The sequence below is a fragment of the Psychrobacter sp. UBA3068 genome, assembly GCF_002366815.1.
Lineage (GTDB): Bacteria > Pseudomonadota > Gammaproteobacteria > Pseudomonadales > Moraxellaceae > Psychrobacter > Psychrobacter namhaensis.
The window spans coordinates 13399-36832 of sequence record NZ_DFBY01000020.1; the positions used below are offsets into that span (position 1 = coordinate 13399).

23 protein-coding genes are annotated in these 23434 nt (G+C 45.2%); 10 read left to right on the top strand and 13 right to left on the bottom strand.

Annotated features, from left to right (window positions below; translation table 11 throughout):
* Positions 1–94 precede the first annotated feature (94 nt).
* From B2P60_RS04800 to mrdA, 6 genes are all read right to left on the bottom strand, one after another.
* Positions 95–1165 (bottom strand): tryptophan--tRNA ligase, encoded by a 1071-nt coding sequence (locus B2P60_RS04800; protein ID WP_286739736.1) that lies wholly within the window; start codon positions 1163–1165, stop codon positions 95–97.
* A 108-nt stretch (positions 1166–1273) separates the two neighbouring features.
* Entirely contained in the window at positions 1274–2362 is a 1089-nt protein-coding gene (locus tag B2P60_RS04805) for a lipid A biosynthesis acyltransferase (RefSeq protein ID WP_286739738.1), read from the bottom strand.
* Between the two features lie 363 nt (positions 2363–2725).
* On the bottom strand, positions 2726–3112 hold the full coding sequence (rpsI, locus tag B2P60_RS04810) for a 30S ribosomal protein S9 (RefSeq protein ID WP_062845080.1): 387 nt from the start codon (positions 3110–3112) through the stop codon (positions 2726–2728).
* Positions 3113–3122: 10 nt separating this feature from the next.
* Complete coding sequence (gene rplM / locus B2P60_RS04815; RefSeq protein ID WP_062845079.1) at positions 3123–3551, bottom strand: 50S ribosomal protein L13; 429 nt, start codon at positions 3549–3551, stop codon at positions 3123–3125.
* A gap of 272 nt (positions 3552–3823) precedes the next feature.
* Entirely contained in the window at positions 3824–4510 is a 687-nt protein-coding gene (gene rsmD, locus B2P60_RS04820; protein WP_193004877.1) for a 16S rRNA (guanine(966)-N(2))-methyltransferase RsmD, read from the bottom strand.
* A 22-nt stretch (positions 4511–4532) separates the two neighbouring features.
* Positions 4533–6506: a penicillin-binding protein 2 gene (gene mrdA / locus B2P60_RS04825; RefSeq protein WP_286739746.1), complete on the bottom strand. Its 1974-nt coding sequence runs from the start codon at positions 6504–6506 to the stop codon at positions 4533–4535.
* Positions 6507–6997: 491 nt separating this feature from the next.
* Here mrdA and B2P60_RS04830 point away from each other — a divergent pair, with 491 nt between their 5' ends.
* The 6 genes from B2P60_RS04830 (at position 6998) to adk (ending at position 13964) form a co-directional block, all read left to right on the top strand.
* Positions 6998–8332 carry a hypothetical protein gene (locus B2P60_RS04830; RefSeq protein WP_286739748.1) on the top strand — a complete coding sequence of 445 codons (1335 nt, stop codon included), beginning with the start codon at positions 6998–7000 and terminating at the stop codon, positions 8330–8332.
* Positions 8333–8558: 226 nt separating this feature from the next.
* Complete coding sequence (locus B2P60_RS04835) at positions 8559–10589, top strand: heme lyase CcmF/NrfE family subunit (protein ID WP_286739750.1); 2031 nt, start codon at positions 8559–8561, stop codon at positions 10587–10589.
* A 1-nt stretch (position 10590) separates the two neighbouring features.
* Positions 10591–11250, top strand: a complete 660-nt coding sequence (locus B2P60_RS04840; RefSeq protein ID WP_286739752.1) for a DsbE family thiol:disulfide interchange protein — start codon at positions 10591–10593, stop codon at positions 11248–11250.
* Entirely contained in the window at positions 11247–11813 is a 567-nt protein-coding gene (locus B2P60_RS04845; RefSeq protein ID WP_286739753.1) for a cytochrome c-type biogenesis protein, read from the top strand. Before B2P60_RS04840 ends, B2P60_RS04845 begins: the two co-directional genes overlap by 4 nt.
* Positions 11810–13090, top strand: a complete 1281-nt coding sequence (gene ccmI / locus B2P60_RS04850) for a c-type cytochrome biogenesis protein CcmI (protein ID WP_286739755.1) — start codon at positions 11810–11812, stop codon at positions 13088–13090. Before B2P60_RS04845 ends, ccmI begins: the two co-directional genes overlap by 4 nt.
* 220 nt (positions 13091–13310) lie before the next feature.
* Positions 13311–13964: an adenylate kinase gene (gene adk / locus B2P60_RS04855; protein ID WP_198334374.1), complete on the top strand. Its 654-nt coding sequence runs from the start codon at positions 13311–13313 to the stop codon at positions 13962–13964.
* A 195-nt stretch (positions 13965–14159) separates the two neighbouring features.
* Here the strand turns inward: adk and secB are convergent, their stop codons facing one another.
* The 4 genes from secB to rsgA all read right to left on the bottom strand — a co-directional run bounded on the left by secB (position 14160) and on the right by rsgA (position 17018).
* Positions 14160–14612, bottom strand: coding sequence for a protein-export chaperone SecB (gene secB, locus B2P60_RS04860; RefSeq protein ID WP_193004870.1), 453 nt, complete (start codon positions 14610–14612; stop codon positions 14160–14162).
* Positions 14613–14779: 167 nt separating this feature from the next.
* Positions 14780–15043: a glutaredoxin 3 gene (grxC, locus tag B2P60_RS04865; RefSeq protein WP_021813631.1), complete on the bottom strand. Its 264-nt coding sequence runs from the start codon at positions 15041–15043 to the stop codon at positions 14780–14782.
* Between the two features lie 288 nt (positions 15044–15331).
* Positions 15332–15787, bottom strand: coding sequence for a rhodanese-like domain-containing protein (locus B2P60_RS04870; RefSeq protein WP_230710804.1), 456 nt, complete (start codon positions 15785–15787; stop codon positions 15332–15334).
* A gap of 127 nt (positions 15788–15914) precedes the next feature.
* Complete coding sequence (gene rsgA, locus B2P60_RS04875; RefSeq protein WP_230710802.1) at positions 15915–17018, bottom strand: ribosome small subunit-dependent GTPase A; 1104 nt, start codon at positions 17016–17018, stop codon at positions 15915–15917.
* A 229-nt stretch (positions 17019–17247) separates the two neighbouring features.
* Here rsgA and orn point away from each other — a divergent pair, with 229 nt between their 5' ends.
* A complete protein-coding gene (orn, locus tag B2P60_RS04880; RefSeq protein ID WP_193004867.1) occupies positions 17248–17835 on the top strand; it encodes an oligoribonuclease in 588 nt (195 codons plus the stop codon).
* Positions 17836–17927: 92 nt separating this feature from the next.
* Here orn and B2P60_RS04885 read toward each other — a convergent pair whose 3' ends face one another.
* Together B2P60_RS04885 and B2P60_RS04890 are read right to left on the bottom strand one after the other, a co-directional pair.
* Complete coding sequence (locus B2P60_RS04885; protein ID WP_230710800.1) at positions 17928–18782, bottom strand: UDP-2,3-diacylglucosamine diphosphatase; 855 nt, start codon at positions 18780–18782, stop codon at positions 17928–17930.
* A 46-nt stretch (positions 18783–18828) separates the two neighbouring features.
* Positions 18829–19335, bottom strand: a complete 507-nt coding sequence (locus B2P60_RS04890; protein ID WP_230710836.1) for a peptidylprolyl isomerase — start codon at positions 19333–19335, stop codon at positions 18829–18831.
* A 313-nt stretch (positions 19336–19648) separates the two neighbouring features.
* Between B2P60_RS04890 and B2P60_RS04895 the strand changes: the two genes are divergently transcribed.
* The 3 genes from B2P60_RS04895 to B2P60_RS04905 all read left to right on the top strand — a co-directional run bounded on the left by B2P60_RS04895 (position 19649) and on the right by B2P60_RS04905 (position 23168).
* Positions 19649–21388 carry a glutamine--tRNA ligase/YqeY domain fusion protein gene (locus B2P60_RS04895; protein WP_286739762.1) on the top strand — a complete coding sequence of 580 codons (1740 nt, stop codon included), beginning with the start codon at positions 19649–19651 and terminating at the stop codon, positions 21386–21388.
* Positions 21389–21536: 148 nt separating this feature from the next.
* Positions 21537–22295, top strand: coding sequence for a phospholipase D family protein (locus B2P60_RS04900; RefSeq protein ID WP_286739764.1), 759 nt, complete (start codon positions 21537–21539; stop codon positions 22293–22295).
* 234 nt (positions 22296–22529) lie between these two features.
* Positions 22530–23168, top strand: coding sequence for a peroxiredoxin (locus B2P60_RS04905; protein WP_198334291.1), 639 nt, complete (start codon positions 22530–22532; stop codon positions 23166–23168).
* Positions 23169–23254: 86 nt separating this feature from the next.
* On the opposite strand, the gene B2P60_RS04910 is transcribed toward B2P60_RS04905, so the two are convergent.
* Positions 23255–23434, bottom strand: a 180-nt coding sequence (locus tag B2P60_RS04910; protein ID WP_286739771.1) for an IS3 family transposase, incomplete at its 5' end; no start/stop codon positions are given.

A 23434-nucleotide genomic window follows, 5' to 3' on the forward strand; every position in this document is an offset into this window, starting at 1 on the left:
GGCAAGGCAGCCTGTGATAAGGCCGCTTGTGCTTGTGCAGACAGTGGGGTTGTATCCACGTTTAATACCCGTCTCGGATGCAATAACCAAATGATTATTTCAGTTTGGCAAGTGGACGAATACCAATAGCGCGGCGAGTCTTATCTAACTGCTTACGACTATGGCGACGGGCTTTTTCTGCCCCCATTTGTAAGATTTCTTCCAGCTCTTTTGGATTGGCCATCAACTCTTCATAACGCGCACGGAAGGGGGCAATCTCCTCATTGATTTTATCGAACAAGGCTTGTTTGGCATCGCCCCAGCCAATGCCTGCGGCATATTGCGCACGCATCGCAGCAATTTCTTCAGGGGTCGCAAAGGCTTTATAAATCTCAAAGATAGCCGAGTCATCAGGAACTTTTGGCTCTTCAGGCAATTGTGAGTTGGTCACAATACGCATGATGGCCTTACGCATCATTTTTTCAGGATCGGCTTGGCTATTAAACTCGCCAAACAACGGAATCACGTTGTTATAGCTTTTGCTCATTTTGCGACCATCGAGACCTGTGAGTAGCGGCGTATTGTCGTCGACCAGGGCCTCAGGCTCAGTGAACAATGGCTTGTAACGATGATTAAATGTACCTGCCATGTCACGCGCCATTTCAATGTGCTGGATTTGGTCGCGGCCAACAGGCACATGCGTGGCATTAAACATCAAAATATCAGCGGCCATCAATACAGGGTAGCCAAACAAACCCATGTTAATCCCTTGATCAGCATCAACGTCTTCTTTTTCCATATTGGCATCGACCGCTGCTTTGTAAGCATGAGCGCGGTTCATGAGGCCTTTGGCACATGAGGAGCTCAAAATCCATGACAATTCTAGAATTTCAGGCACATCTGACTGACGATAAAAAGTCACGCGCTCAGGATCGAGACCACAGGCGAGCCATGTCGCGGCAATGGCTTTGGTTGACTCGTGAATGATCGCAGGATCATGGCAACCAATAATACTGTGATAATCCGCTAAGAAGAAAAAAGCGTCGCTATCGCTGTTTTGAATAGACTGGATGGCAGGACGAATTGCACCAACGTAGTTACCAAGGTGCGGAATGCCCGTCGGTTTGATTCCTGTCAAAATGCGTTTATGTGGGGCTGCTTGTCCAGAACTGTGATTGTCGCTCATGAAAAATCCGTTGTTTTGTTTGTCAAATTATTATAATGCGTGACTAAAAGTGCAAAATAGCAGTCACAAAGTATAGCAAATTTTATCAGACCTTTTGAAAATAAAGGCCTACTTATAGATATCCGTACGACCATTTGGCCCATGCTTAAAGCGGCGATGGAACCACATCCACTGAGTAGGGTCGATACGAATGAGACTCTCTAGTATTTCATTGACTCGCGTGGCATCAGCGACTTCATCACGACTTGGATAGTTGTCAAGCTCTGGGGTGATGGTCAAGTGATAATGAGGTCGCTTACCACGTGGTAGATTATCTGGTGTCTGCCGATAAGTATGTAGCGCCATCACGGCGGGTGGATGCGTTTTGCTGCCTAATTTTGCCATACGGCGTGATGCGGTAATCGTTGCTGCCGGCACCCCAAAAAATGGCGCCATGACCCCTTGTTTGAGACCATAGTCCTGATCGGGGGAATACCAAATCACATGCCCCGCTTTGATAGAGGTGACTAGGCTTCGCATATCGCGGCTGGAGATTTGTTTACCGAATATATTGGTACGACCATTATAAATAAACCAATCGAGTAGAGGGTTATTCTGTGTACGATACATACAATCGACAGGGAAAAACTGCGCGCACAGTAAGCCGCCCAAATCCAGCATCGTATAATGCGCACCCAATAGAATAACCGGACGCTGCTCGTTTTGCGCATTAACAAGATGCTGTAATCCCGAAATAGATACCGTTCTAGTAAATATATTTGGACGGAACCAAGCACATAGGGTTTCAAACACCCCAATACCTTGATTGACAAAGACTTGCTTTGCCATTAATTCACGCTCAGCTTCTGGCTTTTCTGGAAACGCCAGCTTTAGATTAATCAGAGTGTCACGCCTACGTGAGCCTGCAGCTTTATAAATCAATATGCCGAGCTTACGACCTAGCCAAAACTGCCAACGCAGTGGCAAATATATCAGGGGTAACATCACCAAAAACAGTAACCAAATACCCCAGTATTTCGGTAATAAAAACTGTTTTTGAAAGGGCTTTTTCTCCGCGTGTGCTGTACGCTTATGAGTTTGCTTAATCGTTGGCGTGCCAGTAGGTATGGCAGGCGATTTGATCGACTGCTGGATACTTGGTGATATATGATTTTTTGAAGAAGATTTGCTGGGGTCGTATTGTTCAGGCGCTTTCATAATATCCTTTTGCAGCACGGTTTATGGCATCGGGTCATAGCTATCTTATGGCATTGAGGCTAATGATAAAAATTTAGTATTATGATGGGGTAGCGTCAAGTGCTTTGCAAGTCAAAATCGCTAAGAGGCATCTGTCAGGCATAATTAACGTCGATGCACTGGTGAGGAAAACAACAGCTTAAATTGTAAACCAACGCTATCTAAATAACCCATTGTCACTCCAAGAGCTATATATAGACATAAAAAAACCTTACAAGCTGTGACCAGCTTATAAGGTTTTGCAAATCTACACGCTTATCTAAGACTGATACTGTGGCTCCGAGAAAAAGCCAACAGAAACAAGAAAATAAGCGAGAGCTTTGATTAACGTTTTGAGAATTGTGGACGTTTACGTGCTTTACGTAGACCCAATTTCTTACGTTCAACTTGACGTGAATCACGAGTAACAAAACCAGCTGCTTTTAGGGCAGGCTTTAAAGTTTCGTCAGCTTCGATTAATGCACGTGTGATGCCGTGGCGAATTGCACCCGCTTGACCACTGATACCACCGCCTGCAACAGTCACATACAAATCGTATGAGTTAGCAGAATCTAGTAGTTCTAGAGGCTGACGAACAACCATGCGTGAGGTTTCGCGGCTGAAGTACTCGTCAAGTGGCTTACCGTTAACAACGATACTACCAGTACCTTTTGATAAAAAGACACGAGCGGTAGACGTCTTGCGGCGACCAGTTCCGTAATTGCGTTCCATAAGTATATCCTTAGATGTCTAGTTCTTTAGGTTGCTGTGCAGTATGTGGATGTTCAGTACCCGCATATAGCTTTAGCTTCTTGATCATTGCATAGCCAAGAGGGCCCTTTGGAAGCATACCCTTAACTGCTTTGTGTAGAACATCTTCAGGCTTATGTGCAATCAGCTTAGTGAAGTTGGTTTCTTTAATGCCGCCTGGGTAACCAGTGTGACGATAGTACTTTTTATCTTGCGCTTTTTTACCCGTTACCGCGATTTTTTCTGCATTGATGACAACAATAAAATCACCAGTATCTACGTGTGGAGTATAAGAAGTCTTATGCTTGCCACGTAAGCGACTAGCGATTTGAGTGGCTAAGCGACCAAGGGTTTTGCCGTCAGCATCTACGACATACCAGTCATGGGTCACTTCAGCTGGTTTTGCACTAAGTGTTTTCATGATAAAACCTTAAAATTAGAATTCGTTGAGAGTTTAGCTGGGAACGGGGCTCTCAAAAAACAGACTGCACATTATAAGCAGTAGCGCCTACGCTTGCAAGCTGCATTGGGGTTTATTTTCGCCTTATATACATTAAACTGCAGCGTTGGGCCAGTTTTTAGCGGTTTTAGATGTTTTTTAGCAGGTATTCCATGATTTTACTAAATGCGGCGCGTTACATGGTTATACTTACTAAACCATAGCGACGGTTGCTCTTAGCAATCACTACACAATTATGACGATGATAGCTGATAAAGTCTAGCAACAACTTGTCCGACTTTGGTTTGTTTTAGACAGTCAAAATCGATTGTCGCTTGATTGGAGGGTTGTTGAATGCTTAAATTCTCGTTCAGCGTGTTTGCCAGTTCTGTCAATTGGCCGTCAAGATCTTTATCCGCTTCCAAATAAATCAGTGTGTCTGTATCAATGAGTGACTGTGTAATCAGTGCTGTTAAAATAGGCTGCCACAAATTCTGAGCATAGGGTGGATCAATAAATACCACATCAAAATGGCGCTGGGTCAGCTGGTTTTGCGTCAAGACTTGCTCGGCTGTGCCCTGAATCATTTGATAAGCCGTCGTATCAAGCTGTAATTGCTCAGCGCTTTGGCGTAGCATGTCACTTTGTGCCGGATTGACCTCGATAAAAGTTGCGTGGGCCGCGCCGCGCGATAAGGCTTCAAATCCTAGTACGCCGCTGCCTGCGCAGCTATCTAGTACGCAAGCGCCATGAATATCAGCCAATAACCAATTAAATAAGGTTTCACGCAAGCGATCTGGTGTGGGGCGTAAACCGTCTGCATCGATAAAGCGCACAACACGGCGTTTGAATTGACCGCCAATGATACGTACGTCGCCTGCCGCAGCACTTTTGGCTTTACCGTTTCTTTTAGGCTGGCGGCCATTTGAGGATTTCTTCATAACATGTCTCGTTTGCAGTCGCTTACTCAGAGGTGGCTGTCGTCGTGGCTTCTTGTTCTTCTAGCGCTTTTGTTTCTTTTTCTCGCAAGGCGTCATTTCTCAATTTTTCCAAGGCTTTTTGACGTTTGATGATTTTTAGCTCATCGGCAGTGGGTGGCAAAATGGGGTCGTTTTTGCGTTGTAGTACCCAGTAATCAAATAAGGCGCGGCCGATAGGTGCGGCAACAGCACTACCACCGCCACCGTTTTCAACCAAGACGGCAAGCGCGATTTGTGGGTCTTCCACGGGCGCAAAACCATTGAACCAAGCGTGATCCCAGTGCCGTTTGTCTATGGCAGACTTATCATAGCGTTTGCCTTGTGCAATAGACTTTACCTGCGCGGTCCCTGTTTTGCCAGCGATGCGATAGCGCGGGGTGTAGATACCGCGTCCAGTGCCGTTTTCTACCACACTTTCCATGGCATCGTGCATGCGTGTCCAGTCAGCAGGCTTGCCGTTATAGTCTATTTTACCATCAGGCTTGGTGATGACTTTCACGTCTGCTGCGCCATCGCTGCTTTTTAGCAGATGAGGGGTGATGTGATAGCCCTTATTGGCCGTCATAGCAGTGGCATTGGCAATTTGTAGCGGTGTGGCTAAGAAATAGCCTTGACCGATACTGACCGAGATGGTTTCACCTGGCAGCCAGTCTCTACCATAGGTGTCTTTTTTCCATTTTGGGGATGGCATAATCCCTGATTTTTCGTTGGGTAAGTCGATACCTGTGTCTTTACCAAAGCCAAAGCGTACCATCCAATCATGCAGCCGCTGGATACCCATCTCGTAGGCCAATTTATAATAATAAGTATCAACCGACATCACGATAGATTTCTTTAAGTCCACGGTACCATGACCACCACGCTTCCAGTCACGAAAACGATGTGAGTCTCCAGGTAGGCTAAAATAGCCAGGATCATAAATGGTGGTTTCCCAATCACGCAAACCGTAATGGATGGCACCTAAGCCTTCAAATGGTTTGATCGTAGAGCCAGGTGGATACGTCCCTTGTAGAGCACGATTGTACAGAGGCTGATCAAGATCGTCTCGTAGCGCATCATAATCTTTAAAAGAGATCCCTGAAATAAACGGGTTAGGATCGTAGCTTGGGTTGCTAACAAACGCCAATACATCACCATTTTTGGGGTCAATGGCGACAATGGCACCGCGGCGCCCATCAAGTTGCTGCTGCGCTATCTTTTGTAAGCCGTAGTCTAAGCTCAACGTAATGTCATTACCAGACACGGGAGGCTTAGTGTCTAGCTGCCGCAAAATATTGCCATGAGCATCTGTTTCTACCGATTGATAACCGGGTTGACCCAACAATATGTCTTCATAATAGTCTTCGATGCCAATCTTACCGATCAGGTCGGTACCAGCATAGCGATCTTTATCAATGCGTTTGGTCTCTTTGTCATTAATGCGGCCAACGTAGCCGATGACATGAGCAAATAATTCGTCATACGGGTAGGAGCGTGTCAACTTGCTTTGAATGGTCACGCCGCGAAAGAAGGGTTTACGCTCACTAAACTGCGCCAATTGTGCCTCAGTTAAGTCGATTTTGACGGTCACAGGGTCGTTTTTACTTTTACTGAGCCGCGCCAAAATGTCAGTGATATCTGTGTCCGTCAGCTCAAAAATAGGCGCAAGCAAACGCAAGGTACGCTCTGGATTTTCAACTTCGGTAGGACTTAACATCGCCGTAAAGACCGGCTGATTGTCTGCCAATATAATGCCATTGCGATCATAAATGTAGCCGCGGCTGGGCGGAGCAGATATCAGCTTAATACGGTTGTTGTCTGCCTGTGTCGTATATTTATCATGGGCGTAGACTTGCAAATAACCATAACGCACGATGAGGCCACCTAAGCCCACAAATATTAAAATCCCAAGGATCACAATGCGATTGGTAAAAATTTTATTGACTTGTTCAGTATTGGGAGTTAGCGGTTTATTCATATAAAGTCAGAGCCCAAACGGTCAGTGAGTCAATAAAAGAGGGGGAGATGAGCAAGATGGTCAATCAAAGCGCGGTGAGCATAAAGGATAATGCAAAGGATTTCAATCACATAGGCAGATATTGGTTAAAATCACAACGCATCTCCCTGTGTGCAAATATTTGCTGGAATTGAATGGTAAATTATAACAGAACAAATGCGATATCGCAGTATTCAGCCGTTTATTTTATCGCTGTCATCAACTAAAGCGCTGGTAGGTTATGGTAATGCGTTTGCCAGAAAAGATAAGGGCTAAAACGTGTCATCTCTAGTCACAACTTGCCTTGGGTCTACCTGTGCTAATGCATAGCAAGTGTGCTAAAATCAGGCGATTTATTTTATAGTTATTGTTTTATAAAAACAGTTATGGGCCGAGCGTGTTTTTAAGCGTTCTCATTTGCTAAGCATCTTTGATTAGCAACGACAATCAATCTGTCAGGGATAAGGTAAGTTATGGATGCAACTTCATTGTGGCAGACGATAGCTGAGCACCCAGAATTTTTTGCCATGCTAACCATTCCACCAGTGACAGCGTTTGTCACGTGGATACATGTGTGGATGGCGCTTAAAATGCTGTTTTATCCGATTAAGTTTTGGGGTGTGCGTATTCCAAACTTCCCATTTTTTGGGTTACCGGGTATTGGCTGGCAAGGAATCGTTCCACGCAAAGCGGGTAAAATATCAGGCGTTATCGTTGATCAGACATTATCCAAACTCGGTTCGCTGGATGAGTTTTTTCAGGCCATGGAGCCTGAGCAGATGGCGATATTCATCACTGATACGGTTGATAAAAACCTTGAGTTGTTGATTGATGAGATCATGCTGGACCATTCGCCAGCGCTGTGGGGTAATTTGCCTTACGCCGTAAAACGTCGTGTCTATGCCCAAGCGCATCAAGAGTTGCCCAATATTATGCAATCTTTGGTGACTGATCTGACCTATCATGTCGAAGACTTGGTTGATATGCGTAAGATGATCGTTAATACGATGGAAAATGATCGTCGTCTGATGGTCAATATGTTTTTAAAAGTCGGTCAAAAAGAGATCAATTTTATTTGGCACATTAGCGCCCTAATTGGTTTGGTCTTCGGTATTATCCAGATGTTTATATTTTTGCTGGTGCCGCAGCATTGGACAGTGCCGTTTTTTGCCGCGATTTGGGGATTTCTCACCAATTGGATCGCAATTTGGATGGTGTTTAACCCTGTAGAACCACGCTTTATTCCTTATGTGAAGTTTTTTACCGTGCTGAGGCGTTTTCCCTTTATCAAACCGCAGATGCCTCATGTCGCGCAGTACCGTCTACAAGGCGGCTTTATGAAACGTCAAGAGGAGGTCTCTGAGGTTTTCGCTGAGATTGTTGTGAAGGACTTGGTGACGCTTGAAAACATCATGAATGAGATGATGTATGGTGAGCGTGCGACGCAAACGCGTGAGTTGATGAAATCACATTTATATAAAGTACTAGAGTCACCGGTAATTAGTACGACGTTGCGCGTAGGATTGGGACGCCGTGAGTACGGGCAGCTAAAAAACACCATTATTGACAAGTCTATCGTCGCAACGATGGTGCCCTTGCGTGATCCTGAGCTGAATGAAAGTCGTGCCAGCAAAATATTTGGTCTGTTTCGTGATCGAATACGGGCGCTGACGCCAACTGAGTTTCAAAACTTGTTACGTCCAGCTTTTCGTGAAGATGAAATGACCTTGATTGTTTTGGGCGGTTTGACGGGTTTTTTAGCAGGTTGGTTGCATCTGGTTTTGGTGTTTTTCCCAGCCATTCAATAATCGCTAGGCTTTTATGTTCTTTATACACATCGCATACAGAGTGGATACAAAAACGTGACAAGTTGACGCTAATGTACTGTGCTGTAAGCGCCCCACGCTGCAATGGCGGATAGTGGTATCTATACAACAAATATCAGTAGTAATAAATAGGACGCTTTTGAGTGTCCTGACATTCCAATCTATATCATAAACAATGACCATATTAAGGTAAACAAGGTTAGACCGTATGTTAATCACAGAATTGGGTTATTTTGCCTTGCTAGCCGCCTTTATACTGGCGATTTTGCAGGTGGTGTTACCAACCGTTGGCGTCATGCGTGACCACGTTGCTTGGCAGCGTCTAGCACCTAGTCTAGCGTGGGCGCAGTTTGCTGCGATGATCCTATCATTTGCCGCGCTGATGGCAGGCTTTTATTACAATGACTTTAGTCTGGTCTATGTCACTCAGCACTCCAATACGTTGTTGCCTTGGTACTATAAACTATCGGCGACTTGGGGTGGACATGAGGGCTCATTGCTGCTTTGGATGACCATTATGGCCACTTGGTGTGCGCTGGTCTCTTATTTCAGCCGTGGTCTACCATTGTCTATGCGTGCACGCGTGTTGGTGATTTTGGCAGGCGTACAGATGATGATGTTAGCGATGCTTATTTTTACCTCATCGCCATTTGATCGTACATTGCCCAATTTACCAGTTGATGGCGCGGATCTTAATCCTGTGTTGCAAGATTTTGGTTTGATTATCCATCCGCCTATGCTTTATATGGGTTATGTAGGGATGGTTGTGCCATTTGCTTTTTGTATGGCCGCTTTGTGGGAAGGTCGCTTGGATGCGGTATGGACGCGCTGGTCGCGCCCGTGGGCGCTGGCGGCTTGGGGCTTTTTAACGGTTGGGATCGCGCTTGGCTCGTGGTGGGCCTATTATGAGCTTGGCTGGGGGGGTTGGTGGTTTTGGGATCCAGTAGAGAATGCTTCTTTGATGCCATGGCTGGCGGGTACAGCGTTGCTACATTCGCTTGCGGTCACTGAAAAGCGCGGTGTCTTCAAAGCGTGGACGATCATGCTGGCGATTTTTGCTTTTGCGCTCAGTCTGCTGGGTACGTTCCTTGTCCGTTCAGGCGTTATTACGTCGGTGCATTCGTTTGCCGCTGACCCAACGCGTGGCCTTGTCATTCTAATGATTCTTGGTGTGATCATTGGTGGGGGTTTGTTGATGTTTGCTGTGCGCGGCTGGCGATTGACGGTTGAGAGTCAATATCAGCTGATCTCACGTGAGTCGTTTTTAGTCATCAATAATGTCATCATTCTGATTTCGACGTTAGTTGTGTTACTCGGTACGCTCTATCCTATTATCGCCGATTCTTTTAATTTAGGACAGGTGTCTGTTGGTCCTCCTTACTTTAATGCCCTGTTTGTGCCACTGACATGGCTACTATTGGTAGCGATGGGGATGGGCTCTAATATTCGCTGGAAGAAAGACAGTCGACCGCTATTGGGCGCTGGTATGGTTATTGCGGTCAGTAGCCTCGTGTTAGCAGCGATTATCACGTATTTTGTTAGCCCGTCTGCGATGCTCAATATTGGTGTGACTTTAGCGGTCAGTTTTTGGGTGCTATTGTGGATGGCTGTTGATTTTAAAGACAAAACCAAAAACGCACCTAGCCGACTCAAAGGCCTACGCCAATTGCGTCTCAGCTATTGGGGGCAGCAGACCGCTCATATCGGTGTGATCATTGCGGTTATCGGCGTGGCGTTTACCACGACTTTGAGCATTGAGCGTGATGTGGCGCTGGCACCGAATGATAGCGTTCATGTTCAGGGTTATGATTTTGTCGTTAAAGGCTTTCGTGAAGTCAAAGGCAGTAACTTTGATGCTACCCAAGCTGAAGTAGAGATTAGCAAAGATGGACAAGTGGTGACGACTTTGTACCCTGAAAAACGTAACTACATTATTAGCATGATGCCGATGACAGAAGCGGCCATCGACGCCAGTCTGATGCGTGATGTGTACGTAGCGCTTGGCGAACCTATCGCCGAAAATAGCAATGAATGGGCGTTTCGTATTTATGTCAAACCGCTGATTCGTTGGGTATGGCTGGGCGCGCTTATTATGGCCTTCGGTGCACTGTTGAGTATGCTTGACAATCGTTACCGTATGAAGAAAACCAAAGTGCCTGTGCAGATTGCTCCGAAGGAGTCAGGTGTTGGTAACACTGCTGATTTGGGCACGCCAGCCACAAAGACAGGGGGCAATTAATATGAGCACAGCAAATAATTCCTCTGATAAAAAGGCTCAGCAAGCTAAAGTAAATCACCCTAAAACCGTCAATAAAAAACAGCTGAGATTATGGTTCTTAATCCCGCTGATTGTGTTTATCGGTTTTATGGTCATGCTATACATGCGTTTGGGTAAGCCGACGGACATCGTAACCAATACCGCGCTTGAGCGTCCTGTACCTACTTTTGAGTTACCCCTGCTGTCAGATACCAGTCGTATCATGACCAATGAGAATTTGCCCGATGAGCCGTTTTTGATGAACATCTGGGGCTCTTGGTGTCCCACTTGTATCATTGAGCATCCGTTTTTAATGCAGTTAGAGGAGCGCGGTGTCAATTTGGTGGGTGTTAATTACAAAGATGAGATTGGCGATGCGTTAGGATATTTGAACCGAGGCGGAGATCCGTTCTCGATGTCGATTCAGGATCTCTCGGGACAATTTGCTTTAGACTTGGGTTTGACAGGCGCGCCTGAAACTTTCATCGTCGATGGTGAGGGCATCATTCGTCAGCACATTATCGGTGAGATTAATGAGAGCAACTGGCAAAGTCGTATTGCACCTTGCTTAATGGTACTCAATGAGGCCAATAACAATGGCGTCAGTCCAGATCCGAGTCAGGTTGCGGAGGCGTGTAAATGATAACCAATCAAATAAAGGCAGTTATGATCAAGGTCGCGGGCCTATTGATCGCTTGTCTACTGAGTGTGGCAAGCTATGCTGCAATTGAGGTTTATGATTTTGACTCTGTGCAGCAAGAAGCGCAGTATCGCGGTCTCATAGAAGAGCTGCGCTGCCCAAAATGCCAAAACCAAAATCTTGCAGGGTCTGACGCGCCGATCGCGCAAGATCTCAAGCAAAAAACCTATAACATGGTAAAAGACGGCCGTAGTGATGGCGAGATTCGCGCTTATATGCAGGAGCGTTACGGTGATTTTATCAGTTATAAGCCGCCCGTTCGCCCCTCTACGTGGATCTTATGGTTTTTTCCACCATTACTACTCATCATATTGCTGATTGGTTGGTTTTGGCAAAGTAAACGACGTCAGCTCGTTGCAAGTGGCGAGAGTGGGGTAAAGGTAGACAATACCACAGCGGCGGCACTGTCTGTTGCTGAAAAGGCCGAACTTGATCGCCTATTATCACGTGCTGATAACCATGAAAAAAGTGATCATGACAACACAAGTTTTGAGGACAAAAAATGACCCTATTTTCTACTGTTGGCTTATTTATTGCCCTAAGCTTACTTATCGCCTTAGTACTTGCCGTCATTACCATCATGCCGTGGTTAAGAGCCTCGCGTACGCAACATCAACCTGTGGACAATCAGCTGTTAGATATTAACGTTGCTGTGTTCCGCGAGCGTCTGGCAGAACTGAAAACAGATAAAGACAGTGGGGTTATTGATGACAGCCACTATCAAAATCAAAAACTTGAGCTGGAGCGTCAGCTGTTAGATGCACAGCGCGACGTCACACCCATGGTTACCCCTGGGATTAAGAGTCGACTGATTATCATGGTTTGGGTGCCTGTATTGGCTGCCATGGCTTATCTGATGGTGGGTGATCGTACCCCGGTGTTTGAGCTGTGGGCCGCCGAGGACAAAGTGGGTCAAGTGGCTGATGATCTATTGACGGGCAAAATCGATCAGCCACCAGCGTGGGCAATCGAAGATGGTCAACAGCTTATTAGTGCCATGCAGACCAATGTCTATCGTCATGCCGATGATCCTAATCGCTGGATGCGTTTATCGGAGCTGTTCTTATCGTTAGAAGCGACAGATTCGGCACTAGAAGCCTTGTCACGTGCGTATCGTTTATCACCTGACAACGAAGAAATCGCAACCACCTACGCCCAGATTAGCTTCTTTGCCAATAAAGGTCAGTTAGATGCCAATAGCCGCCGTGTGCTGCAAGACGTATTGGCCAAAAATCCAGAGCATGAGGGCGCGCAAATGCTAATGGCAATGGGTGAGGCGCGTAGCAGTAACTTTGATCAAGCACAAGGTTGGATTAAGCGCTTACGTGACAGTATCGCCGCCAAGCCGGGTGACCATACTCAAGCACTGGCAAGTTTAGATGAGTTAAGTGCCAATGTGACGGCTCAGCAGCAACAAGCGTCTGAAGGCGTTGAGGTGACCGTAAAAATTAACGCCAGCCTCCTGCCTTTGGTCAAGGCTGATGATGTGTTATTTGTAGCGATACGTGATGTTAACGGTGGTCCACCATTTGCAGCCAAACGTTTGCCGATTAGCGTTATTAAGCAAGGCGAAGCGGTGGTTAGCCTCAGTGATCTTGATGCTATGATGCCATCGCGTACGCTGCAGTCTGCTAGAGTCGATAAAGTTCAGTTGGCAGTTGTTGCCCGCATCAGTCACAGCGGCACTGCCAGTGCCGAGTCAGGCGATCTATCAGGCAATCCTGTGGTGATTAGCGCTGACCAAGATCAGGCTAATGTAGAAATCAATCAGCAAATACCATAGTATATTTGCTTGTCTTTACCCATCCTACCATGTAATGCCATTGCCCAAAAAAACAGCGCGCAATGGCGTTATATGAACAGATAAGTCATGGCAACTTATCACAGCAATAATGAAAATACTTGAGGTTTGCAAAGCCACAAGGTAAGGTAGCTTAGCAAACAACCAATCCCTAAGTTTTATTAGTCCCAAAATCCTATCTATTAAGGAGAGTCGTGTAATGATGCGTATTATTTTGCTAGGTCCACCAGGCGCCGGTAAAGGTACTCAAGCCCAGTTTATTTCTAAAGAATATGATATCCCGCAGATCTCAACTGGCGATATGCTGCGTGCAGCAATCAAAGAAGGCAGCGAGCTTGGCAAAAAAGCCAAAGACATCATGAATGCTGGTGGTTTGGTTTCTGACGACCTCATTATTAACCTAGTGAAAGAACGTATCGCTAAGCCTGATTGTGCTAATGGTTGTATTTTTGATGGTTTTCCACGTACTATTCCGCAAGCGCAAGCACTGGCAGATGCTGACGTTGCCATTGATCATGTGATTGAAATTAGCGTCCCAGATGATGAAATCGTTAAGCGTCTATCGGGTCGTCGCCAGCATCCAGGCTCAGGTCGCGTGTATCACATTGACCATAACCCATCTAAGGTCGATGGTATCGATGATGTGACTGGTGAACCGCTGATCCAGCGTGAAGATGACAAAGAATCTACGATCCGTGAGCGTTTAGCCACTTATCATGAGCAGACCTCAGCGTTGGTTGGTTTTTATCAAGATAAAGCCAAAGAAGACGATGATGCCCCTACTTATAATAAGTTTGATGGCACACAAGGAATAGAGGACGTTAAGCAGCAAATTCTGTCCGCGTTAAAAGGCTAATTGTCGATCATTCAATTTGAATAATCGATAGAGCTGTGGAAGACCCTGCTAATTGGCAGGGTTTTTTAATGGCTAATAACAAGTAAGACTATCTGTAAAGGAAGATAATAAACGCCACGTATAAAAAAGCCGCCTACTGATGATCAGTAAGCGGCTTTCAAATACAGACGCGTTAACGCTTAACTAAGACAACCCTTATGCGTTACCTTGAGCATCAACTTGCGCTTGCTGTTGGCTTTGTGCGTAAGCTTGATCAAAGTTCACAGGCGCTAACAATAGCTGCGGGAAGCTACCACGCGTCACGATGTCGCTGATGACTTCACGAGCATAGGGGAATAATACGTTAGGGCAATATGCGCCTAAGATTTGACCAATTTGATCTTCAGGAATATCTTTTAGCAAAAAAATACCTGCCTGATGAACTTCGGCGATAAACGCGGCTTCATCAGCGTTTTTAGCACTCACGCTCACAGTCAAAATGATCTGATAATGATCATCGTCAAGTTTTTCAGCATTGCTAGACAGATTGATATCAAGCTCTGGATTCCACTCTTTGGTGAATACGCCAGCGCCTGGGACTTCAAGTGACATATCTTTTACATAAATGCGCTCTAACGCCAACTGTGGTTGTGCTTGTTCTTCAGCCATGATAATTCCTTTAAAGTTAGATCAAATGATTGGACAAACTGTCATTACATAAAACAGCATTGTAATACAAATCGAGAGGGTATCTCGACGATTTTTATCGGTCACTCTTATCTTTGCCCCTATCTTTTATAAAAAAGTAAAGACAGACGGCGCAGAAAAACGGCTACTTAACCTGCTAACAGCTCGTCAAGTTTACCTTGTTGGTTCATTTGATTGAGCTCATCAAAACCACCGACGAAGGTCTCGCCGACGAAGATCTGTGGCACAGTGCGATAGTTATTGGTTTTTTTCATCAACGCTTGGCGCTCTTCGCTGCTCATGTCATGCATGCCAATTTCTTCATAATCAACGCCTTTGGTTTTTAGCAGTTGTTTGGCGTTTGAGCAGTATGGGCAGATTGGGGTGGTATAGACTTTAACAGATACAGTCATGATAAATCCTTATTGTAAGTATAGGCGGTAACCGTTTTATTATAAAAAGTATTATAAATAATTATTCGATAAAAACTCTTATAATCCGTTACCAACCAATGAATTGAAAAGATATTTGGTGACGCTCATTATTAAAGTGGGGATGAGCGTTATAAATTCAAGCTGCCCCAATATAAAAGGCTGGACAGTATCACAAATGCTACATAAAAAAAGACACCTCTTCAGAGGTGTCTTTTTGGGCGCCTGTATGCATCGGACATCAATTAACACAGGCTGAGTACTTATTAACTATTTATGTAGGCTTGGCTTCGCTTTGCCTTTTTTCTTAGGCACAGTATCTTTTAACCCAACCAATGGCATGCCAGCGCCTTGCCAGCCGCCAATACCGCCCTCTAATCGATAGACACTGTCTTTACCGATCATCTGAATGGCAGCGCCTGCTTGGACACCCATGTCGCAGATAATAATCACTGGCTGTTCAATCGCGCGGATTTCTTCGATGCGGTCTTTTAGCTCAGTGAAAGGTATGTTGCGGCTGCCTTGGATATACCCTGATTCAAACTTCTTTTTGGCGCGAATATCGATTAGCTGCGCATTTTGCGAGTTAACCATCATACCAAGGGTGTTGGGCGATATTTTTCTGCCACTACGTTTGTTTTCAATGGTAAAAAACAGCACGGCAAGTACGGCCAATATACCAAATAAAAACGGGTGGTTGCCCACAAATTCCAGCGCACGATCCAAACCATACCTCCAAAAAAATAAGTGTTCTACTAGGCTGAGAAGACAGCCTAAGGATATTGAACAAGGCGCTATTATACCGATTAGACTGCCTATAGTAAATGTGCGATGGTCAACCTATATTGAACGATTAATAAGGCTTGGTATCAGCCTCTTCTCTTAACGTGACAAGGTTTTCAACACGGCGTTGTAACACCTCGCCATCAGCCACCGCTTGCCATAACGCGCAGCCTTTGCTGTTGTGAGTGTGGCGACAGTCGCGGAACTGACAGTCACCCGCCAGTGGCGCAAGCTCAACAAAGCCTGAGATGATGTCATCAGGGGACAAATGCCAAATGCCGTATTCCCGAATACCGGGTGTATCGACAATGCCGCCTTGTGTTAAGTCAGCTGGATTGAATGGCAGCAATCGGCTGGTCGTCGTGGTGTGCTGCCCAAGCTGGGAGTTTTCTGAGATAACATTCACGCTTTGACCAGAGTCTGGCAACAGCGCATTGATTAAGCTGCTTTTACCAACGCCCGATTGTCCAGCAAAGATCACCAGTTTCTTATCTATGTAATGTTTTAGCTCATCAAGCCCTTCTTGTTCATTGCTATTAGCGATGTTTTCAGGACAGTCAACTGAGGTTAGGACGCTCTCATAACCAAGTGCCGCATATTGTGCCAATAACTCACTGGTATCGACGCCGTTTTCTTGTGCTAGTAAATCGGCTTTATTGAGTACCAACAGTGGTTTTACGCCAGCATGATGACACACGACTAAGTAGCGATCTATGAGCGTGGGGGCAGCAGCAGGCAATGGTGCAAACACAATGGCGAGAATATCGACATTGGCGGCGACAGGTTTGAGCTTATGATAACGATCGGGACGTGAAACAAGAGAGGTGCGCGGTTTGACAGATTCGATACGTCCAAACCCCGTATTAGAGTCGGCGCTCCAGCGCACTTGATCGCCAGCGGCCAGCATCGGCAAATTGGTACGCACATGACAGCGCCAAATATCGCCAAGCTCGAGTGTCTGCCAAAATGGCTCAGGATCATCGGGCGCAACCTCCGGTTTTTCTGGTATTACGGCGGGCAAACTGGTGACTTGTACCTCTAATTGTTTGCCATAGTGCGCCATGACCACGCCATCCATCAAACTGTCATCGATGCTGTCTTGACTTGCCAGCTGCTGTTTATCAATGCGACGAATCTGTTGTTTAGTCAGTTTGCGTTGCCGAATTAATGCCATGGGTTTTTGACCTATTAGAAAAATATTGCTAAGTGTAGCGTGAAAATTTGCTAACATACAGCCTAAAGCGCCTGTGCCAGACAGTGGTTTTGTAATCATTTGGTTTTTGCACATACTAGCAACAGGCAGGCGCTCAGCAATGTTGACTGAATACTGCCTTCTATATCTGATTTATATAACGAAAATTATTTCAAAGTTGTTTTAAACTTTATTGCACATAGGATATTTTATGACTACCGGTGACCACCCCAACAAGATTAAAATTAAAAATCAAGGTAAAAAAGGGCTGGTATGGATTGATCTAGAAATGACTGGCCTTGATACTTTACATGATGAGATTATCGAGATTGCGACCGTTGTCACTGACGAGGATTTAAACGTGCTTGCTGAAGGGCCTGTATTTGCGATAAAAGTATCGGATCAAGTCTTAAACAAAATGGATGATTGGAACACCAAGCAGCATGGACAGTCAGGATTGGTGGATCGCGTGCGCCGTAGTACCGTGACATTGGCAGAAGCGGAAGCTGAGACGATTAAATTTTTAAACAAGTGGGTCGATAGTGGCAAGTCGCCTATGTGTGGTAACTCCATCTGTCAAGATCGTCGATTTATGGCGCGGCAAATGCCTGAACTGGAAAAATTCTTCCATTATCGCAACCTTGATGTCTCATCGATTAAGGAGCTTTGCTTCCGCTGGCGCCCTGATATTTTGAGAAATTTTGAAAAAGGGGGCAGTCATTTAGCCTTAGATGACATTCGTGATTCTATCCGTGAGCTCAAGCACTATCGTCAGCATTTCTTTCAGTTAATGCCTTAAAGCAAGCCGACTCAAAAATATAAAATAATTAAAAAAGGGTCTGTTGACGTCAACAGACCCTTTTTGTTTTTAAGCTAGATTCAACGATAAAATCAAACAAGCATTGTAAATTCAAACAATTCAAACTCAGCATCATTACTACTAAAACTGTCATTTGAATGCTCGTCATTTGTGACTGCACCAATCACCGCGCTCACTTTTGACTGGCGTTTGTTTTCATCTAACAGTCGCCAATCGCCAAGCACGTAGCGTTTTTTATCACTCGTGGCTTGATGGATATTCGGACGATGAGTGTGCCCGTGTAATAAGGCGTCGCTAGCAGTGAGTGCTTGATGCACGGCCTCATCATTCACATCCATGATGTAAGCGGCTTTATTGGCATTGTTCTGTTGGCTTTTTTGACGCATGTTCTCCGCGATAGCCAAACGTTTTTCTAGCGGTTTGTTGAGTAGATACCACTGAGTCAGTCGATGACGCATGATTTTACGAAAAAACTGATACTTTTTATCATCAGTACATAATGCGTCACCGTGCTCTAGACGATAGCGCTGCTGACCGATAGTCAAGGCGTACGGCTCTTCGATAAGTTCGCCGCCGAACAGATTACAAAATGGTTGTCCCAATAAAAAATCACGGTTGCCGTGCATCACTAAAATCTCGCAGCCATTGATGCGTAGCTGTTTGAGTTTGGAGATTAGGGGCGTTAGCCAATGTAGCGCTTGCTCATTTTCTGATAACGATAGGTAAACATCATCACCCAGCCATACCTCAAACCAATCGCCTAAAATAAATAGGCACTTGAGAGCTGGCAGGGCAAGGCAGTCATCAAGCAGCGCCAAAAAAGCCTGCACTAAGGCAGGCTCCTGAGGCGATAAATGCAAATCGCTAATCAATACTTGCCGCACTTGATGAGGGCGGGTCGTGATTAAATGATTAAAACGTTGCATTTATCTGTATCCTTGTCGATTAGGCCGCACGATTACTTAGCAGCCATTATTGAGTGATAATGGTCGCTGAGTTGATGACAACAGGCTCTTTTGGCACATCAGCATGCATGCCGAAACGACCCGTTGGGACGCCTTTCATTTTTTCGATCACATCCATACCGCTTGTGACTTTACCAAATACCGTATAACCCCAACCTTGCATGTTTTTGCCAGAGTGGTTTAGGAAATCGTTGTCTTTGACGTTAATGAAAAACTGGCTAGTCGCTGAATGCGGATCTTGGGTACGCGCCATTGCGATGGTGCCTTTATCATTTTTTAGACCATTGTCCGCTTCGTTCTCAATTGGCGCATTGGTTGGTTTTTCATTCATCTCAGCATCCATTCCGCCGCCTTGAATCATGAAGCCATCAATGATGCGATGGAAAATTGTACCGTCATACTGACCAGATTTTACGTAGTTCAAAAAGTTTTCTACGGTTTTTGGTGCTTTTTCTTCGTTGAGTTCGATAACGATCGCACCCATATTGGTGTCAAGTTCTACTACTGGTGGCATGTCTACCATGTCATATTCCTTTTTGGTTGCAGCGCCTCAAATGACGCTGTCAAGTGGTGGTTAAAAGTTGGGGGTTAAAAAGTTACGAGTAGTCTAACGGCTTTTTTATCCCGTGTCATGTATCAGGCTGTTAATGCGTTTGCGAAACCTGATAGAATAACGCAACTTTACCCATTTTTGACAAATTTTGATAATGCGGTCGCACTATCTGAGTTTTTACATCCCAATTTATTTTAATACTTTAGTTTGAATGTTTTATGATGCGTGATGGTACGCATCATGGACTGACAATTTGCGTTAGGAGCAATGCCCGATGAGTGAGCACTCAAGCAACAATGCACAAAAAGACGAACAAAAAAACGATTTTATTCGTAATATCATTCGTGACGATGTCAATGCGCAAAAGTATCAGCAAATTGTGACACGCTTTCCACCGGAACCAAATGGCTACTTGCATTTAGGTCACGTAAAGTCTATCTGCCTAAACTTTGGTGTGGCAGAAGAGTTTGGCGGCGTGTGTAACCTGCGTTTTGATGACACCAACCCAACCGCAGAAAAGCAAGATTACATCGATAACATCAAAAATGATGTAGAGTGGCTGGGTTTTGAGTGGGCCGGAGAAGCGCAGCATGCCTCAGGCTATTTTGATCAGTTGTACGCTTGGTCAGTACAACTCATTGAGCAAGGCGACGCTTATGTTGATCTGCAAACGCCTGAGCAGATCCGCGATAATCGTGGTTCTTTCAATGAAGTGGGTACGCCTTCACCATATCGTGATGCCAGTATCGCAGAAAACCTGCAGCGTTATAATGACATGAAAGCGGGTCAATATGCAGAAGGCGCGGCGGTTTTACGTGCCAAGATCGATATGGCAAGCCCCAACATGAACTTGCGTGATCCTGTGATCTACCGCGTCATGCATCAAGCGCATCATCAAACGGGTGATAAATGGTGTATCTACCCAATGTATGACTTCGCTCATCCGCTCTCTGATGCAATCGAAGGGATTACCCATTCATTGTGTACGCTAGAGTTTGCTGACCATCGTCCGTTTTATGATTGGATTGTTGAAAAAATCGGCTTTGACGTAGCGCCGCATCAGTACGAGTTTAGCCGCTTAAACGTCGATCATACGTTGACCAGTAAGCGTAAGCTTAAGCAATTGGTCGATGAAGGGATCGTCAGTGGTTGGGATGACCCACGTATGCCGACCATTGCTGGCATGCGTCGCCGCGGCTATACACCAGAGGGTTTACGTGATTTTTGTGAGCGTGTTGGTGTAACCAAAGCGGATAGTGTGGTTGACTTTCGCTTGTTAGAATTTAGCGTTCGTCAGTCGTTAGAGACCACCACGGCGCGCGGCATGGCAGTGTTAAAACCACTTAAAGTGACGATTACCAACTTTAGCGAAGCAGTAAGCAGTTGGGAGTCGCAAAAGGCCGACAGCGTCAATGCGCGCTTTGATGAGGCGACGCAAACCTTATGGTTAACCCAGCCCAATCATCCGAATGTCGATATGGGTGAGCGTGAAATCCCGTTTACTGAGACCTTATATATCGATCAAGGGGATTATGAGATAGAGCCGCCAGCGGGCTATAAGCGCCTATCGCCTGAAAAACCAGAGATCCGCCTGCGCAATACCTATGTGTTGGCCGTGACCGAACATATTACCGATGATAGCGGTAACGTCATCGAGTTAAAAGCGACCATAGATCCGGCTACTTTGGGTAATAATCCTGAGGGACGTAAGGTCAAAGGGGTGATCCATTGGGTTTCAGCCAGTCAAGGTATACCAGCAACCGTACGCATGTATGAACAGCTATTTAGTGTCGAAGACCCAAGTAGTGTGAGCGACGTACATCAAGCGTTAAATTCCAATTCGTTAACCGAGCTAAACGCGGTGGTTGAGCCATCCTTAGCCAATGCGGATGCTGGCACGCGTTTTCAGTTTGAGCGTGAAGGTTACTTCATCTCTGATAGCGAAGATCACACAAGCGAAAAGCCCGTGTTCAATCAAATCGTCAGCTTACGCGACAGCTATAAACCTGCTTAGTTGAACAGTAACCGCGCGGCTTACGTTTATTTTTACGTCAATACTGAACAATAGTAGTTTGAAATCTTACCCATTTCTAGTACGCTAGGGATGGGCTTTTTTATGAAAGATTGTAAAGTTGTTGAGAGTAAGACGTGAGGAAATGACAATGGCAAAATTTTTAAACAGCAGTGGGACGACTTATCATTTAGAGGAGTTGATTAAAAATGCTTCTGACAGGTTGATTATTATTAGCCCATATTTAAAGCTCAATGAGCGTATTAAAGAGTTACTAGAAGACCGTAATCGTCTAAAAATTGATATTCGAATCGTCTATGGTAAGAATGATCTACACCCTGAAGAAATAAACTGGCTGAAAAATTTAACCTTTATTCGCACCAGCTTTTGCAAAAACTTGCATGCTAAATGTTATCTAAATGAAAATGAATGCATCATTACCAGTTTGAATCTTTATGAATTTAGTCAGGTTAACAATAACGAGATGGGCGTACTGATTTACCGTAACGAAGACGCTAAACTTTATGCCGATACCTATGAGGAAGCGCAACGCATTATTCGTATCAGTGATGAAGTGCGAATGTCTCTTGAAAAAGTGACCGAGTCCGATAGCACGACTGAGCACCAAACGGACTCCAGTCGTAAAACAGTGAATACTAACTCCAATGCGATCATCACGCCCAGTGCAGAAGCGGTGACTCCCAATTATTCTAAACTGACGACTGCTAAGCTTGCTAAAGAGCGAGGCTTTAAAACGCAAGAGTTAAACGATAAGCTGCTTGCAGTAGGTTACTTAGAAACACAAGAAGGTGAATTGGTGTTAACCGATGCTGGACGTGCGGCTGGTGGTACAAGTAAGCGCGGTAAGTTCGGCGAGTTTTGCTTGTGGGATTCTGGTATGGTAATTTAGCATGACTCCTTAGACACTACTGAGTTTTTCACGCACAATTTGCTTAGTGGTTTATGGAATAATCGCATTACAATCCGTCACAAGACAATCATAAACAGTTTGTTAATATAAAATCAGTTTTTGACGATGTGTCTTGCGTTATCTGTGATAACTGAGCACGTCAATGATACTAATAGAGCGCATGTATACCTTTGGATATCAGTGCTCATCACTAACCTAGCTAAGGAATTAAGCATGGCACATTTACGTTTAGGTGATACCGCACCAAATTTTGACGCTGCAACCACCGAGGGTGATATCAACTTCCACGATTGGGCAGGTGATCATTGGGTGGTCTTTTTCTCCCATCCAGCAGATTTTACCCCAGTCTGTACCACTGAGCTTGGCCGTGCTGCGGCGCTCAATGGCGAGTTCCAAAAGCGTAATGTTAAGCCAATCTGTATTTCTGTCGATAGCTTAGAAGACCACAAAGCGTGGGCGAGCGATATCGGTGAGACGCAAGGGACAGCCATGAACTTCCCAATCATTGCAGATCCCAATAAAGAAGTCGCTGAGCTGTATGATATGATGCACCCGAACGCAGACAGCACGCATACAGTGCGCAGTGTCTTTATTATTGATCCAAATAAGAAAATTCGTCTAACGCTGACGTATCCTGCTAGCTGTGGTCGTAACTTTGATGAAATCATCCGCGTTATTGATGCGCTACAGCTGTCTGACGAATATAATGTCGCAACGCCAGTGGACTGGAAAGATGGCGATGACGTTATCATCCCACCAAGTGTCAAAAACGAAGAAATCGCTGCCAAATACCCTAAGGGTCACAAAGAAGTCAAGCCTTACCTGCGTACGACACCTGCCCCTAATAAGTAAACTGGCTACGCGCTTGATTATCAATCAAAATATAAAGCCCTATAACGGAAGGCTTGAACTGACCCCCAAAACTTGGTCGGTTTAGTTTACCCCAAGGACTGAGTTCTGTATTGCACAGGGCACAGTCCTTTTAGTTTCAATTGAATACGCTCATGGTTGTAATAATGAATGTACTCATGGATTTGTTGCTCTAACTGCTCAATGTTTTGAGGCTTCTCAAGGTAAATGGTCTCACACTTTAGTGTACCGAAGAACCCCTCCATGAG

Bases quoted from the DNA above. Each gene is read 5' to 3' on its own strand.
- B2P60_RS04800 (WP_286739736.1), bottom strand. From the start codon at position 1,165: ATGAGCGACAATCACAGTTCTGGACAAGCAGCCCCACATAAACGCATT.
- B2P60_RS04805 (WP_286739738.1), bottom strand. From the start codon at position 2,362: ATGAAAGCGCCTGAACAATACGACCCCAGCAAATCTTCTTCAAAAAAT.
- rpsI (WP_062845080.1), bottom strand. From the start codon at position 3,112: ATGGAACGCAATTACGGAACTGGTCGCCGCAAGACGTCTACCGCTCGT.
- rplM (WP_062845079.1), bottom strand. From the start codon at position 3,551: ATGAAAACACTTAGTGCAAAACCAGCTGAAGTGACCCATGACTGGTAT.
- rsmD (WP_193004877.1), bottom strand. From the start codon at position 4,510: ATGAAGAAATCCTCAAATGGCCGCCAGCCTAAAAGAAACGGTAAAGCC.
- mrdA (WP_286739746.1), bottom strand. From the start codon at position 6,506: ATGAATAAACCGCTAACTCCCAATACTGAACAAGTCAATAAAATTTTT.
- B2P60_RS04830 (WP_286739748.1), top strand. From the start codon at position 6,998: ATGGATGCAACTTCATTGTGGCAGACGATAGCTGAGCACCCAGAATTT.
- B2P60_RS04835 (WP_286739750.1), top strand. From the start codon at position 8,559: ATGTTAATCACAGAATTGGGTTATTTTGCCTTGCTAGCCGCCTTTATA.
- B2P60_RS04840 (WP_286739752.1), top strand. From the start codon at position 10,591: ATGAGCACAGCAAATAATTCCTCTGATAAAAAGGCTCAGCAAGCTAAA.
- B2P60_RS04845 (WP_286739753.1), top strand. From the start codon at position 11,247: ATGATAACCAATCAAATAAAGGCAGTTATGATCAAGGTCGCGGGCCTA.
- ccmI (WP_286739755.1), top strand. From the start codon at position 11,810: ATGACCCTATTTTCTACTGTTGGCTTATTTATTGCCCTAAGCTTACTT.
- adk (WP_198334374.1), top strand. From the start codon at position 13,311: ATGCGTATTATTTTGCTAGGTCCACCAGGCGCCGGTAAAGGTACTCAA.
- secB (WP_193004870.1), bottom strand. From the start codon at position 14,612: ATGGCTGAAGAACAAGCACAACCACAGTTGGCGTTAGAGCGCATTTAT.
- grxC (WP_021813631.1), bottom strand. From the start codon at position 15,043: ATGACTGTATCTGTTAAAGTCTATACCACCCCAATCTGCCCATACTGC.
- rsgA (WP_230710802.1), bottom strand. From the start codon at position 17,018: ATGGCATTAATTCGGCAACGCAAACTGACTAAACAACAGATTCGTCGC.
- orn (WP_193004867.1), top strand. From the start codon at position 17,248: ATGACTACCGGTGACCACCCCAACAAGATTAAAATTAAAAATCAAGGT.
- B2P60_RS04885 (WP_230710800.1), bottom strand. From the start codon at position 18,782: ATGCAACGTTTTAATCATTTAATCACGACCCGCCCTCATCAAGTGCGG.
- B2P60_RS04890 (WP_230710836.1), bottom strand. From the start codon at position 19,335: ATGCCACCAGTAGTAGAACTTGACACCAATATGGGTGCGATCGTTATC.
- B2P60_RS04895 (WP_286739762.1), top strand. From the start codon at position 19,649: ATGAGTGAGCACTCAAGCAACAATGCACAAAAAGACGAACAAAAAAAC.
- B2P60_RS04900 (WP_286739764.1), top strand. From the start codon at position 21,537: ATGGCAAAATTTTTAAACAGCAGTGGGACGACTTATCATTTAGAGGAG.
- B2P60_RS04905 (WP_198334291.1), top strand. From the start codon at position 22,530: ATGGCACATTTACGTTTAGGTGATACCGCACCAAATTTTGACGCTGCA.